The organism is Leifsonia sp. (assembly GCF_051955155.1).
Classification (GTDB): Bacteria; Actinomycetota; Actinomycetes; order Actinomycetales; family Microbacteriaceae; genus Leifsonia.
Genome location: NZ_JBQCGZ010000079.1, coordinates 18,169 through 32,427 on the forward strand (window position 1 = coordinate 18,169; position 14,259 = coordinate 32,427).

11 protein-coding genes are annotated in these 14,259 nt (G+C 73.9%); 6 read left to right on the forward strand and 5 right to left on the reverse strand.

Annotation, left to right across the window (positions count from 1 at the left end; genetic code table 11):
* Window positions 1-98 precede the first annotated feature (98 nt).
* The 4 genes from ACTHMF_RS07945 (at window position 99) to ACTHMF_RS07960 (ending at window position 6,307) form a co-directional block, all read left to right on the forward strand.
* The gene (locus tag ACTHMF_RS07945) at window positions 99-1,511 is read left to right on the forward strand and encodes a 2-isopropylmalate synthase (RefSeq protein WP_440316999.1); all 1,413 of its coding nucleotides are present in this window, start codon (window positions 99-101) and stop codon (window positions 1,509-1,511) included.
* An 85-nt stretch (window positions 1,512-1,596) separates the two neighbouring features.
* Window positions 1,597-2,931 (forward strand): AAA family ATPase, encoded by a 1,335-nt coding sequence (locus ACTHMF_RS07950; RefSeq protein WP_440317000.1) that lies wholly within the window; start codon window positions 1,597-1,599, stop codon window positions 2,929-2,931.
* Between the two features lie 112 nt (window positions 2,932-3,043).
* Window positions 3,044-3,691 carry an NADPH-dependent F420 reductase gene (locus ACTHMF_RS07955; protein WP_440317001.1) on the forward strand — a complete coding sequence of 216 codons (648 nt, stop codon included), beginning with the start codon at window positions 3,044-3,046 and terminating at the stop codon, window positions 3,689-3,691.
* Window positions 3,692-3,769: 78 nt separating this feature from the next.
* Window positions 3,770-6,307 carry an ATP-binding protein gene (locus tag ACTHMF_RS07960; protein ID WP_440317002.1) on the forward strand — a complete coding sequence of 846 codons (2,538 nt, stop codon included), beginning with the start codon at window positions 3,770-3,772 and terminating at the stop codon, window positions 6,305-6,307.
* Between the two features lie 25 nt (window positions 6,308-6,332).
* Here the strand turns inward: ACTHMF_RS07960 and ACTHMF_RS07965 are convergent, their stop codons facing one another.
* The 4 genes from ACTHMF_RS07965 to ACTHMF_RS07980 all read right to left on the reverse strand — a co-directional run bounded on the left by ACTHMF_RS07965 (window position 6,333) and on the right by ACTHMF_RS07980 (window position 9,868).
* Window positions 6,333-6,527, reverse strand: coding sequence for a hypothetical protein (locus tag ACTHMF_RS07965; RefSeq protein ID WP_314149625.1), 195 nt, complete (start codon window positions 6,525-6,527; stop codon window positions 6,333-6,335).
* Window positions 6,528-6,662: 135 nt separating this feature from the next.
* A complete protein-coding gene (locus tag ACTHMF_RS07970) occupies window positions 6,663-8,534 on the reverse strand; it encodes an alkyl/aryl-sulfatase (protein ID WP_440317004.1) in 1,872 nt (623 codons plus the stop codon).
* A 109-nt stretch (window positions 8,535-8,643) separates the two neighbouring features.
* A complete protein-coding gene (locus tag ACTHMF_RS07975) occupies window positions 8,644-9,255 on the reverse strand; it encodes a GNAT family N-acetyltransferase (protein WP_440317005.1) in 612 nt (203 codons plus the stop codon).
* A gap of 31 nt (window positions 9,256-9,286) precedes the next feature.
* Complete coding sequence (locus ACTHMF_RS07980) at window positions 9,287-9,868, reverse strand: YdeI/OmpD-associated family protein (protein WP_440317006.1); 582 nt, start codon at window positions 9,866-9,868, stop codon at window positions 9,287-9,289.
* 65 nt (window positions 9,869-9,933) lie between these two features.
* Between ACTHMF_RS07980 and ACTHMF_RS07985 the strand changes: the two genes are divergently transcribed.
* Both ACTHMF_RS07985 and ACTHMF_RS07990 read left to right on the forward strand, forming a co-directional pair.
* Window positions 9,934-10,629 carry an SDR family oxidoreductase gene (locus ACTHMF_RS07985; protein WP_440317007.1) on the forward strand — a complete coding sequence of 232 codons (696 nt, stop codon included), beginning with the start codon at window positions 9,934-9,936 and terminating at the stop codon, window positions 10,627-10,629.
* 44 nt (window positions 10,630-10,673) lie between these two features.
* Window positions 10,674-11,528 carry an SDR family NAD(P)-dependent oxidoreductase gene (locus tag ACTHMF_RS07990; protein ID WP_440317008.1) on the forward strand — a complete coding sequence of 285 codons (855 nt, stop codon included), beginning with the start codon at window positions 10,674-10,676 and terminating at the stop codon, window positions 11,526-11,528.
* Window positions 11,529-11,535: 7 nt separating this feature from the next.
* Here the strand turns inward: ACTHMF_RS07990 and ACTHMF_RS07995 are convergent, their stop codons facing one another.
* Entirely contained in the window at window positions 11,536-14,259 is a 2,724-nt protein-coding gene (locus ACTHMF_RS07995; RefSeq protein ID WP_440317009.1) for an FAD-binding and (Fe-S)-binding domain-containing protein, read from the reverse strand.

Here is a 14,259-nt window from a genome sequence, read left to right on the forward strand (position 1 = left end):
TCCCCGCCGCGGCGGGGTCTGACCGGCGCCCCGCCGCGGAGTCCGCGGGTTCCTCGTCGCGCCGGTCGCCGACCGAACGCGAGAGAAGAGAAGGACCCGTGACCGAGACCACCGCCCCCACCGCCGCATCCTGGAACCGCCAGCGCCCCTCCGGGATGCCGTCGCACCGCTACCGCGACGTCCACACCCGCGTCGACGTTCCGCTCACCGACCGCAGCTGGCCGTCCGCCCGCATCGCCGCCGCCCCGCTCTGGGTGCCGGTCGACCTGCGCGACGGCAACCAGGCGCTCGCCGAACCGATGGACCCCGCGCGCAAGCGCCGGTTCTTCGAGCTGATGGTGCGGATGGGCTACACCGAGATCGAGGTCGGCTACCCCAGCGCCTCGCGCACCGACTACGACTTCGTTCGCCTGCTCGCCGAGGAGCGGATCGCGCCGGAGGACGTCACCATCGTGGTGTTCACCCCGGCCAGGCGCGACCTGATCGAGCGCACCGTGGAGTCGGTGCGCGGCCTGCGCAACCCGGTCGTCATCCACCTCTACACGGCGACGGCGCCGATCTGGCGGGACGTCGTGCTCGGACGGCAGCGCCGGGAGCTGCTCGACCTGATCCTGGCCGGGGCGGACGACGTTCTCCGGCTGGCCGGCGACCGGCCGGACACCCGCTTCGAGTTCTCGCCGGAGGTGTTCAACCTCACCGAGCCGGAGTTCGCCCTGGAGGTCTGCGACGCGGTGACCGCGCGCTGGCTGGCGACGCCCGACCGGCCGGTGATCCTCAACCTGCCGGCGACGGTGGAGGTGGCGACGCCGAACGTCTACGCCGACCAGATCGAGTGGATGCACCGGAACCTCGCGCGCCGCGACTCCGTGATCCTGTCGGTGCACCCGCACAACGACCGCGGCACCGGCATCGCGTGCGCGGAGCTCGCCGTGCTCGCGGGCGCGCAGCGCGTGGAGGGCTGCATCTTCGGCAACGGCGAGCGCACCGGCAACGTCGACCTCGCGACGCTCGCGCTGAACCTGCACGCGCAGGGCGTCGACCCGATGGTCGACTTCTCGCGCATCGACGAGGTGCGCGCGGTGGTCGAGGACTGCACGCGCATCCCGTTGCACCCGCGCCACCCGTACGTGGGCGAACTCGTGCACACCGCGTTCAGCGGCACCCACCAGGACGCCATCCGCAAGGGATTCGCCGAGCACCGGGCGCGCGCCGCGGCGACCGGGGTCCCGGAGGCGGAGCTGGAGTGGCGGGTGCCGTACCTGCCCATCGACCCGGCGGACCTCGGCCGTAGCTACGAGGCGGTGATCCGCGTCAACTCGCAGTCGGGCAAGGGCGGCATCGCGCACCTGCTGGAGGAGCAGGGCATCGTGCTCACGCGCGAGGAGCAGGTCGCGTTCGCCCGCGTCGTGCAGGAGCACACCGACCGCACGGGAGCGGAGCTGACCGGCGCGCAGCTGGCGGAGCTGTACCGGGCGCGGGCCGGGATTCCCGGGGCCCTGGCAATCCCCTGAGCGGGACTCGATCGGGGGCGGAAACGGGTCTACCGTGCGGAGTCGGTCTGCGAACTCCCCCGTTCGCCGGCCCGGAAGGAGTCCCGTGGCCCTCAATCTGCCCCTGCCCCCGCACCTGAGTGCGCGCTTCGGCACCGACGCGACCGGCGAGCTGGTCGTCGACGGCTCCCGCGAGGAGTTCGCCGAGGCGAGCACGGAGCGCCTGCGCGAGGCGGTGCTGCGCCGCGTCGGCGAGATCGCCGCCTCCGCCGGACGCCCGGTGCAGCTCATGGTCTCCGACGAGGAGGGCGACTGGCTGCTCGTCGTCCACCCCGACGGCTCGATCGGCGACGAGGAGCCGCTGCCGGAAGGCGCCGGGGACGAGGAGGCGGCCGCGCCCGTCGCCGCCGCGCCCGTCGCCGCCGCGCCTGCCGCCTCCGCACCCGCCTCCGCCGCACGCGCCGCCGGCGCCGGCCAGGAGACCCCGTCCGCCCCGGTGACGCTGCTGCCGCGGCCCGCGCCGGAGCGCGAGTCCTTCCTCTACGTCGAGAACCCGCGGCCCGACCGGGCGAAGCAGGGCGTGCGCGGCGCGCTCGCCCGCGCAGGCATCCCGCTGGCTCCGTCCGCCGCCGAGCTGCGCGAGCGCGCCGAGCTGGATGCCGTGAGCAGGCACTGGGCGGGTCCGCGTACGATCGCGATCGTCAACGGCAAGGGCGGCGCCAACAAGACGCCGACCACCGCACTGCTGGCGGCGGTGTTCGCCAGGAACGGCGGCGCCGGCGTGCTGGCGTGGGACAACAACGAGACCCGCGGCACGCTCGGCTGGCGCACGGAGCAGGACGCACACGACGCGACCGTGCAGTCCCTGCTGCCCGCGACCGACACCCTGCTCTCCGCCGGCGCGCGCACCGCGGACATCGGCCACTTCGTGCACCATCAGAACGCCGACAAGTACGACGTGCTCCGCTCGAACCCGACCATGCTGGCCACCGAGCAGCGCATCTCGTCGGAGGACTTCGACCGGCTGCACGAGGTCGCCACCAAGTTCTACCGGCTGGTCATCATCGACAGCGGCAACGACGAGTCGGCCGAGCGCTGGCTGCGGATGATCGACCACACCGACCAGCTCGTCATCGCCACCACGGCGCTCGGCGAGCACGCCGAGGCAGGCGCCCTGCTGCTGGAGGCGCTGATGCAGCGCGACGCGCAGTCCGCCCGGCTGGCACGGGATGCGGTGGTGATCGTCTCGCAGTCCGAGCGCACCGGACCGGCGTCCGACGTGCGCCGCGTCGCCGCGGGCTTCGAGCCGCTCGCGCGCCGCGCGGTGACCATCCCGTTCGACCCGGAGATGCACGGCGGCCGGCTCTCGTTCGACACCCTGGCCCCGCGCACCCGCCGCGCGTGGCTCCATGCCGCCGCCGCCGTCGCCGAGGGCCTCTGACCCGCCGAGTACGCAGAAACTCGGGCCGTAACGGTCGAGTACGCAGAGAATTCGCGTACTCGACCGGTGGGAGGCGGGAATCGGGGAGGCGGGGACGGCGTTGGGAGGGGGCATGACGACGATCGGTTTCATCGGGTCCGGACACATCGGTTCTCAGCTGGCGCGGCTCGCGGTGGCGCGAGGGTACGACGTGGTGATGAGCAATTCGCGGGGACCGGAGACGCTCTCCGCCCTCGTCGGCGAGCTCGGAGAGCACGCCAGGGCGGCCACGCCCGCCGAGGCGGCAGCGGCCGCCGACATCGTGGTGGTGACGACCCCGCTCGCGGCCGAGGCGACCCTCCCGGTCGCCGAGCTCGCCGGCAAGATCGTGATCGACACGAACAACTACTACCCGCAGCGCGACGGCAACATCCCGGAGCTCGACGACGAGTCGACGACGGTCGCGGAGCGGCTCCAGGCCGTGCTGCCGCAGAGCCGCGTCGTGAAGGCGTTCAACCACATCGGCGCCGCCGCGCTGACCGCGGAGAGCGCTCCCGCGGGGACGCCTGGCCGCCGGGCGCTCGCCGTCGCGGGCGACGACCCCGACGCCCGCGCCAGAGTCGCCGCCCTGGTCGACGAGTTCGGCTTCGACGCGGTGGATCTGGGCGCGCTCGCCGAGGGCTGGCGCGTGCAGCGCGACACCCCGGGATACGTCGTCCGGCTCGACGCGGACGGCCTGCGCGAGGCCGCCGCCGCCGCGAAGCGCTACCGCGACATGTGAGCGCCGGCCGCCCCCGCGGGGTGGAGGCGCCAAAGTGAGTCTGTACATTTGCATAGGGACGTCACACAATGACATAACATGAGCGCCCCTCATGTAATCAGGACTCCCGATCAGCGATTACGGATCTTCGTCTCCTCCACCCTGCAGGAGCTCGCGGCCGAGCGCCGCGCCGCCCAGACGGCCATCGAGCGGCTGCACCTGGCGCCGGTGATGTTCGAGCTGGGCGCCCGTCCGCATCCCCCGCGCGAGCTCTACCGCGCCTACCTGCAGCAGTCCGACGTGTTCCTCGGGCTCTACTGGGAGCGCTACGGCTGGGTCGCGCCGGAGGAGACCGTCTCCGGCCTCGAGGACGAGTACAACCTGTGCCCGGACGACCTGCCGCGCCTGCTCTACGTCAAGGCGCCCGCCACGAACCGCGAGCCGCGGCTGAGCGAGCTGCTCGACCGCATCCGGAACGACGACCGCGCCGCGTACAAGTACTTCGAGACGCCGCGCGAGCTCGCCCGGCTGGTCGAGGCCGACCTGGCGACCCTGCTCGCGGAGCGCTTCGACCAGAGCCGCACCTCGCCCATCCCGGTGCAGCGGGGCGCGGAGGCGGCAGCGGACCCGGTCCGGCTGCCGACCCCGCTCACCGGGCTGGTCGGCCGGGAGGGCGACGTCGCCGCGCTCACCGGGATGCTGCGCGGCGGGACCCGGCTGGTCACCCTGGTCGGCCCCGGCGGCATCGGCAAGAGCCGGCTCGCGATCGCGGCGGCGCGGGAGGCGGCGCCGGACTACGAGGACGGCTCCGTGTTCGTCGACCTCTCCGCGGTGCACGATCCGGCCCGGGTGCCCAGCCGCATCGCGCAGGCGCTCGGCGTGCGCGACACCGGTGACGCCCCGATCATGGAGAACCTGTCGACGGCGCTGCAGGGCCGCAGCATCCTGCTCGTCCTCGACAACTTCGAGCAGGTGCTCGACGCCGCGCCCGCGCTCACGACGCTGCTCGCCGCGTCGCCCGACGTCGCCATCCTGGTCACCAGCAGGGCGCTGCTGCGGGTGAGCGCCGAGCAGAGCTACGAGGTCGGCCCGCTCGCCGACCAGCAGGCGCTCGACCTCTTCGTGGAGCGCGCGCACGCGGTGAAGCCGGACTTCGAGATCACCGACGACAACGCCGCCGCCGTCGCCGGGGTGTGCGACGCGGTGGACGGCGTCCCGCTCGCGATCGAACTGGCGGCGGCACGCGTGCGCGTGCTCTCCCCCGCCGAGCTGCTGGACCGGCTGGACCGCCGGCTCTCGGTCCTGGTCGGCGGCTCCCGCGACCTACCGGAGCGCCAGCAGACCATCCGGCGCACGATCGAGTGGAGCACGCAGCTGCTCGACGACGACCAGCGCCTGCTGCTCGCCCGGCTCGGCGTCTTCGAGGGCGGCTTCACGCTGGAGGCGGCGGAGTTCATCGGCGGGCAGGACGCTGACGTGCTCTCCGGCCTCGCCGCGCTCGTGGACAGCAGCCTGGTCGGCCAGCACGACGGGGAGGACCGGCCGCGGTTCTCCATGCAGGCCATCGTGCGCGAGTACGCCAGGGAGCAGCTGGCGGCGAGCGGCGAGCAGCCGGCGGTCCGCGACGCGCACGCGCGCTACTTTCTCGCGCTCGGCGATGCCGCCCGCCAGGACCTGAAGGGCCCGGGCCAGCGCGAGTGGATGCAGCGGCTCGGCGACGAGCGCGACAACCTGCGGGCGGCCGAGCGCTTCCTGCTCGACGGCCACGACTGGGACCGCGCGGCGCAGCTCGCCTTCAGCCTGTACCTCTACTGGTGGGTGACCGGCCTGCTCGGCGAGGTGCGCACCTGGATGGACGAGGCGCTCGCCTCGCGCGATCCGCTCGCCGACCATACCCGCGCGATCGCGCTCTACTTCAGCAGGACCATCATGTTCTGGAAGGACCCGGACGGCAGCGTCGCCGCCGACCTCACCGAGAGCGCCGACCTCTTCCGGCGCACCGGCGATCCCGACGGCGAGGGGCTCGCGCGGATCTCGCTCGCGCTCGCGCTGCTCGCGGGAGAGCAGCCGGACACCGACCGGGCGCGCGAGGTGATGGAGACGGCGCTGGAGCTGTTCCGCGGCGTCTCCAGCGTCTGGGGCGAGTCGATGGCGCTCGTGCTGCTCGGCAGGGTCGCGCTCCGCCAGGGCAGGCTCGACGAGGCGCAGGACCACTTCGCCGCCAGCCTCGCGCTCACCCAGCACGCGGGCGACCGCGTCGGCGAGCGGATCGCGAGCTACCACCGCGGCTGGACGGAGCTGATGCGCGGGGATGTCGCCGCCGCCAGGGCCGACTTCGCGCTGAGCGTCACCGTCTCCGCCGCACTCGGCCACGTCGAGGGGATCGCGTACGGGCTGGAGGGGATGGTGGCGGTGGCCGCGCTCTCGGGCGACGCGGAGCGCGCCGGCCGGCTGGCCGGAGCGTCGCGGGCCCTCCGCGAGCGCAGCGGTCTGCACAACGGCCCGACGTTCACCTTCCACCAGCGCTACCTGGACGACCTGCTCGCCGGAGAGCACGCGGCCGAGGTGGCCGAGGCGATCACGGCCGGCCGCGAGCTGACGGTGGAGCAGGCGGTCGCCGAGGCGCTGGCGGGCTGAGGGACCGCGCGGCGGCGCAGCGCGCCTACGGCTGCTCGGCGGCCGCCGGGCCGCTCAGGAGCACCGCGCCGACGACCGCGGCGAGCAGCGCGACCGCGGCGACCACCGCGTCCACCACCGCCAGCCCGAGCTGGCCGGGCGGATTGGTCACGTAGAGGGCCACGGCCGCCACCGCGACGAATCCGAAGAGCGCGACGACTCCCCACCACGTCTGCTTCATGCGTCTCCCTCCCCCGAAGGATCACGCGCCCGGCACGGGCGCCCGCACGCCCCAGTGTGCAGCCCGCGGCCGCCTCTGGCTAGCCCCACGCTGCGCGGGCGCGCCGGCGCGGAGGGCGTGAGAGCGCGGGGTGGCTCACGGCAGCACGATGTCGAAGCCGGGATCGCCGGCGTCCAGCACGCCCGTCAGCGTCTCCAGCACGCCGGGGTCGCCCTCGACGGTCAGCCCATCCGGGCGGGTGTCGCCGCCGACCAGGGTCAGCAGCCGCGGCTTGGTCAGACTCAGGTGCAGCTGGGCGTCATCCCTCGGCTCGCGCTCCACGGTGACCAGGACGCCGTTGTGCAGCGTCAGCCGGAAGCTGCGGCCCAGGTCGGTGAGGGTGATGTCGATCGCCAGGTCGAGGTCCCACGCCCGCGGGCCGTCGACGCGGATCGCGACCGCGTCGAAGAGCTGCTCCGGCGACAGCTGCGCCAGGATCGCCGGGGCGTCGGCCGACGTCGGCGTCCCGAAGTTCCCCTCGCGCAGCTCGGTGGCGCCGGAGAGGAAGAAGTTGCGCCAGGTGCCGTTCTCGGCGCCGTAGCCGAGCTGCTCCAGGGTGTCGGCGAGCAGCGCCTTCGCCTCCTCGGCGTCCGGGGCGGCGAAGACCGCGTGGTCCAGGAGCGTCGCGGCCCAGCGGAAGTCCCCGCCGTCGTACGCCTCGCGCGCGAGCTCGACGACGCGATCCAGCCCGCCGATCGCGGCGACGTAACGGGTGGCGAGCTGCTGCGGCGGGTGCGGCCAGAGCCGGGCCGGGTTGCCGTCGAACCAGCCCATGTAGCGCTGGTAGACCGCCTTGACGTTGTGCGAGACCGATCCGTAGTAGCCGCGCGTGCTCCACTCCGCCTCCAGCGCGGGCGGCAGCGGGAAGTCCTCGGCGATCTCCGCGCCGGTCAGCCCCTTGTTGAGCATCCGCAGGGTCTGGTCGTGCAGGTAGGCGTACAGGTCGCGCTGCACGCCGAGGAAGTGCACGACCCGCTCCGCTCCCCAGGTGGGCCAGTGGTGGGACGCGAACAGCACGTCGGTCTCCGCGCCGTACCGCTCGATCGCCTCGGTCAGGTACTGCGACCACACGTGCGGGTCGCGCACCAGCGCGCCGCGCAGCGTGAGCAGGTTGTGCAGGTTGTGCGTGGTGTTCTCCGCCATGCACAGCGCGCGGTAGCGCGGCAGGTGGAAGTGCATCTCGGACGGCGCCTCCGTCCCCGGCGCGAGCTGGAACTCCACCTCCAGGCCGTCGAAGGTGTGCCGCTCTCCCGTCGCCCGCACGTCGATGGTCGGCACCAGGATGCCGGGGTTCCCGGTCGAGGTCGTCTGCCCGAGGCCGGCGCCGACCTGACCGGAGGGACCGCGGTCGAGCGCGGCGCCGTACATGTAGCCGGCGCGGCGGCCCATCGCGGTCCCGGCGTACACGTTCTCGGCGATCGCGTGCTCCAGGAACCCGACCGGGGCCACGATCTGCACGCGCCCGGCGTGCACGTCCTCGGGGTCGAGGATGCCGAGCACGCCACCGAAGTGGTCGATGTGGCTGTGCGTGAAGATCACCGCGACGATCGGCCGCTCGCCCCGGTGCGCGCGGTACAAGCCGAGGGCCGCGGCCGCGGTCTCCTGGGAGATCAGGGGGTCGACGACCACGACGCCGCCGTCCGTCTCGAGGAAGGACATCACCGAGAGGTCGAGCCCCCTGGCCTGGTAGACGCCCTCCACCACCTCGAACAGGCCGTGCTTGGCGACCAGCGCGGACTGCCGCCAGAGGCTCGGGTTCACCGTCGCCGGCGCCTCCCCGGTCACGAAGTCGTAGCGGGAGGCGTCCCACACCACCGACCCGTCTGCCGCACGGATCACCGGGTCGTCGAGCGTGCCGAGGAAGCCGCGATCGGCGTCCTCGAAGTCCTGCGCGTCGGCGAACGGCAGGCTCTCGGCGAGCGCGCGGTTGGCGGACGCGATGACGGCTGCAGGCAGGTTCTGCTTCATGGGGGCTCCTTCGCCGGTGGCTGTGCGCCGAGGCTCCCGCATCCGCCCGCCGCGCGTCTAGACCCCGCCTGCGCCCGCGCAGGTCGTGCGGGGGCGACGCCCGCCCGGCTCACACGGGCCGCGCGTCCCGCCACATCGTGGTGACCGCCGCCTGGTCGATCACCGAGCGGAACCCGCCGACCGGCCGGAAGCCGGCGCGCGCGTAGCGGTGGTCGTTGCCGGGGTTGGTCGACTCCAGGTACGCGGGCAGTCCCTCGGCGTCGAAACGGGCCAGGGTGTCGGCGAGCAGCCGCTGCCCGATCCCGCGGCCGCGGTGGTCGGGATGGGTCGCGAGCAGGCTGAGGTACATGTGCTCCTGCTCGTGCGGGTGCGCGTCGTCGAAGAGCGTCCAGAGCCGCTGGTAGTCCGCGAACCGCTCGGCCGTGAGCGTCGACGCCATCAGCGCATCCACCTCGCGCTCCTGCTCCTCGGTCAGCTCCGGTACGCCCGGCGGCAGCCAGACCGCGACGGTCGCGGCCTCGCCGGCAGGCCCGTCCTGCAGGAACACCCTGCCGTGCGGGACGGCCCCGGCCACGAAGAACCGCCAGAACGCCTCCAGGTGCGAAGTCCCGCCGTCCGCGCTCGCGAGCGCCGGGCCCCAGACCGGGTCGTCGAGAAAGGCGAGCGCGATCGCCGTGGTCACCGCGTCGATGTCGTCCTGGCCAGCGATCCGTGTCTGCATAGGGGAACTGTATCCAGCCGCCGCGCGGTCGTCACTGCGGGTGCGGGGTCTCCCCGCGCTCCAGCATTCCGACCAGCTTCGCGATGCGGTTCGCCCTGCTGGTCGCGCTCGGCGCGGTCGTCACCCGGTGCAGCACGGAGTACCGGTTCGCGCCGTTCAGCCGGCCGAACAGCTCGGCGGCGGCCGGCGACCCGGCGAGCGCCGCGGCGAGGTCGTCCGGGAGCTCGATGGTGGCGGCGCCAGAGTACGCCCGCCCCCAGCGTCCGTCGGTCTTCGCCCGCTCGATCTCGGCATGGCCGCGTTCACGCATCCTGCCCGCGTCGATGAGCGCCGTGACGATGCCGATGTTGCGCTTCGACCACAGCGATGCGCCCCGGCGCGGCGTGTAGCGCTGCAGGAAGGTGGTGTCGTCCCTGCTCTTGCGCTGGCCGTCGATCCAGCCGGAGCACAGCGCCTCGTCGAGCGCCTCCGCATAGCTGAGCGAGGTGGGGTCGGTGACACCCTTCTTGGCGAGCACCAGCCACACGCCGTCCGAGACGTCCTCGTTGGCGTCCAGCCACCCGCGCCAGGCGGCGACGTCGGGCAGGATCAGTGGAGCGCTCTCGTCGGCCATGCTGCCGATGCTAGGGGACGCGACCGACACCGGACCGTCGCGGGCTGCCCGCGTAGGCTCGGAGGATGACACCGCCGAGCCCAGCCGTCTCCCGTCCCGTCGCCCTCGTCACCGGAGCCTCCCGCGGGATCGGCCGCGCGGTCGCCGAGGAGCTCGGCCGCACCCACCACGTGCTCGTCGGCGGCCGGGATGCGGACGCCGTCGCCGCGGTCGTCGCCGCGCTGCCGTCTGCGGAGCCGTTCGTCGCGGAGCTGACCGGCGGCGAGCTGCCCGCGCTCCCCGAGCGGCTGGACGTGCTCGTGCACTCGGCGGGCGTCGAGGACGGCGACACCGTGGAGGCGACGACGCTGGAGACCTGGCGGCGCGTGTTCGAGGTGAACGTGTTCGCCGTCGCCGAGCTGACCCGGCTCGCACTGCCGGCGCTGCGCCGCGCCGAGGGCATCGTCGTCGTCATCAACAGCGGCTCCGGCCTCGCCAGCGGCGCGGGAAGCGCCGTGTACTCCGGCTCGAAGTTCGCGGCGAGGGCGCTCACCGACGCGCTGCGCGAGGAGGAGCGCGGCCGGGTCAGGGTCAGCAGCATCCACCCCGGCCGCGTCGACACCGACATGCAGCGCGCACTCGTCGCCAAGGAGGGCAACGCGTACGACACCGACTTCACGATCACCCCGGAGATGGTCGCAGCGACCGTGCGCGTCGCCGTCGACCTGCCCGCCTCCGGCACCGTGGAGTCGCTGAGCGTGCGCCCGGTCCGCCGGCGCTGAATCCCGCACGCCGGGCGGAGGGACGCGGTGCCAGACTGGGCGGCATGACCGAACCCGTCCTGCTCATCACCGGAACGTCCTCCGGAATCGGCCTCGCCACCGCGGTCGCCGCCGCCCGCGCCGGCTTCCGGGTGGTCGCGACCATGCGCGACACCGGCAAGGCCGGCCGGCTGCGTTCCGCGGCCGCCGACGCCGGCGTCGACCTCGACATCCAGCCGCTGGACGTCACGGACCCCGGCTCGGTCGCCGCGTGCGTCGACCGCATCGTCGGCACGTACGGCCGGCTGGACGCGCTGCTCAACAACGCCGGCGCCGGCCACGTCGGCACGATCGAGCTGGAGACGCTGGACGAGGTCAGGGCCGTCATGGAGGTCAACTTCTTCGGCGTGGTCGCGGTCACCAAGGCGGTGCTCCCGCTGCTGCGCGAGAGCCGCGGCCGGATCGTCACCGTCTCCAGCGTCGGCGGCGTCGTCGGGCAGCCGTTCAACGAGGCGTACTGCGCTGCCAAGTTCGCCGTCGAGGGCTTCCTCGAATCGCTCACGCCGGTCGCGGCGACGCTCGGCGTCCGGGTGACGGTCGTCGAGCCGGGCGCGGTGACCACCGAGTTCGTCGCCAACGTCGGCCTCGACGAGACGCCTGCCGCCGTCGGAACGCCGTACGAGCCCGCACTGCACGCCTACCTCGACCGCACGGCGTCCGCCTTCGACCCGTCGGTCGCGCAGACGCCGGAGGGCGTCGCCGAGGTGATCGTCGGGGTGCTCACCGACGACGCCCCGCCCGCGCGCGTCCAGACCTCCGAGCTCGCCGCCCGATTCGCCGGCGTGAAGCTCTCCGACCTGGACGGCGCCCACGTGCAGCACGTCACGGCCGGCTGGGTGCGCGAAGCGCCGGCGGCCTGAGGGGCGCTCAGCGCGTCGCGCGTTCCAGCTGCTGCAGGATGTGCTCGTACGGCCGGCCCGTCGCCCGGGTGAGGCCGAGCTCGCAGGTGCGGTTGAGCGAGGCGTAGAGGTCGTGCTCTCCCGCCGCCACCTCGGCGGCCTCGCGCGCGGTCGCCGACGCCGTGAGCTCGGGATGCAGCAGCCCGCGGTCGCCCGCGAACCCGCAGCAGTTCCAGTCGACCGGCACGTCGACCCGTTCGGCCACCGCCCCGGCGATGGCGTGCAGGTCCGCGTCGATGCCGAGCTGCACGGACGAGCAGGTGGGGTGCAGCATGAGCGACCCTGCCCTCGCGGTGACCGTGAGCGCCGGCAGCAGCCGTTCGCGGGCGAACGCGACCGCGTCCAGCACCCGGACGCCGGCCCCGCCGAGCGCGACGATCAGCCCCTCCGTGCAGCTGCTCGCGTCGCACACCACCGGCAGGCGGCCGCCCTCGGTCGCCGCGAGCAGGTCGTCGCGCAGCCGATCGGACATCCGGGCGTAGCCGGACAGGTGGCCCTTCGACTTCCACGGCGTGCCGCAGCAGAGCCCGCCGATCCCGTCCGGCACGCGCACCGGCACACCGGCCCGCTCGCACAGCGCGAGGAACGCCTCCGAGACGTCGGGACCGTCGGCGCTGCCGAACATGGTGCCGACGCACGCGGGCAGGTACACCGCCTCCGCGTCCGGCGAGGGGCGCGGACGGCGGCCGCGGCCGCCGCGCGGCAGCTCGGCCGAGTACGCCGGCACCTGCTCGGCGCCGAGCACCGCCCTGGCGGCACCGGTCACCGCGGCGACGGCCGGGGCGGGCAGCGCGTCGGCCACGGTGAGCGCGGCGGACACCGCGCGCGTCGCCGGCCCCCAGGCCAGCGACGCCGCCGACCAGGCCGCGTCCGGGACGCCGTGCGCATCCTCGGCGCGGAGCGAGCGCACCAGGTCACCGGTGTTGATGCCGACCGGGCAGGTGGTCGCGCACATCCCGTCGACGGCGCAGGTCTGCACCCCCTGGTACGTGTAGTCGGCGCGCAGCCGGGCCGCCAGCGCGTCGTCGCCGCGCTCCTGCGCCTGAGCGATCTCGCGGAGCAGCACGATCCGCTGGCGCGGGGTCAGGGTGAGGTCGCGGGACGGGCAGACCGGCTCGCAGTACCCGCACTCCACGCAGCGGTCGACCACCGGGGACACCGCGGGGGTCGCCTTGAGGTCGCGCAGGTGCGCCAGGGCGTCGTCGGTGATCACGACGCCGGGGTTCAGGATGCCGTGCGGGTCGACGAGCTCCTTCAGCTCCCGCATCACCGCGTACAGCTCCGGCCCGTACTGGCGCTCGACGAAGGGCGCCATCACCCGTCCGGTCCCGTGCTCGGCCTTGAGCGCGCCGCCCAGGTCGAGCACGAGCTCGACGATCTCCTCGGTGATGCGGGCGTAGCGTTCGACCGCGGCCGGCCCGTCGAAGCGCTCGGTGAGCATGAAGTGCAGGTTGCCGTCCTTGGCGTGGCCGAAGATCACGGCGTCGCGCTGGCCGTAGCGCTCGAAGAGGGCGGTGAGCCGCTCACACGCCTCCGCCAGGTGCTCGACCGGAACGGCGATGTCCTCCAGCAGGGCGGTCGTTCCGGTGGGACGGGCGCCGGCGACGGAGGTGTAGAGCCCCTTCCTGATGTGCCAGAGCGCGCCGCGCCGCTCCGGCTCCCTGCTCAGCGCGTCCGCGAAGCCGAGCTCGGCGAGCGCACCGGCCGAGCGTTCGGCGGCGGCCAGCAGGGCCTCGTCGTCGCGCTCCTGCAGTTCGACGAGCAGGGCGGCGTGCCCGGCGACATCGAGCGCCGCCACGTCCGGCGTGCACTCCGGCAGCCCCTGGGCGACGCGCAGCGCGGTCGCGTCCATCAGCTCGACGGCGGCGAAGCCGGCAGCGGCCAGAACGGGCGCCACGGCCGCCGCGGCGGCGAGCGTCTCGAAGACCAGCAGGCCGGTCGCGACGGCCGGGCGCAGCGGCAGCGTGCGCAGCGTCGCCTCGGCGACGAAGCCGAGGGTGCCCTCGCTGCCGATCAGCAGATGGGCCAGCAGGTCGACCGGCGTCTCGAAGTCCAGGAACGCGTTGACCGCGTATCCCATCGTGTTCTTCCTGGCGAACAGCCGCCGCACTGTTGCTACGGACTCCGGGTTCGAGCGCACCCGGTCCCGCAGCCGGAGCAGCCCGGCGTGCAGTCCGGGCTCCGCCGCGACGAGCGCAGCGTCGGCGTCGGCTTCCGCGGTGTCCAGGACGGTGCCGCCCGGCAGCACGACGATCAGCGACTCGAGCGTGCGGTACGCGTTGTGCTCGACGCCGCACGTCATTCCGCTGGAGTTGTTCGCCAGCACGCCTCCGATCGTGCAGGCGACCTCGCTCGCCGGGTCGGGGCCGAGCATCCTGCCGTGCCTGGCGAGCGCGGCGTTCACCCGGCGGACGGTCGCGCCGGGCCCGACGCGCACGCGCGTTCCGCCGTCGAGCACCTCGACGCTGCGGAAGTGCCGGCGGGTGTCGAGCAGGACGTCGTCCGTCACGCCCTGGCCGCTCAGGCTCGTGCCTCCCGACCGGAAGGTGATCGCCCGTCCGGCCTCCCGCGCCTTCGCGAACTCCGCGGCGACGGCGTGAGCGTCCTCGGGCGCGAGGACCGTCTTCGGCACCAGGTGGTAGTGCGAGGCGTCTCGCGCGACGGCGTGCCGTCCGGTGTCCGCGGACGGCAC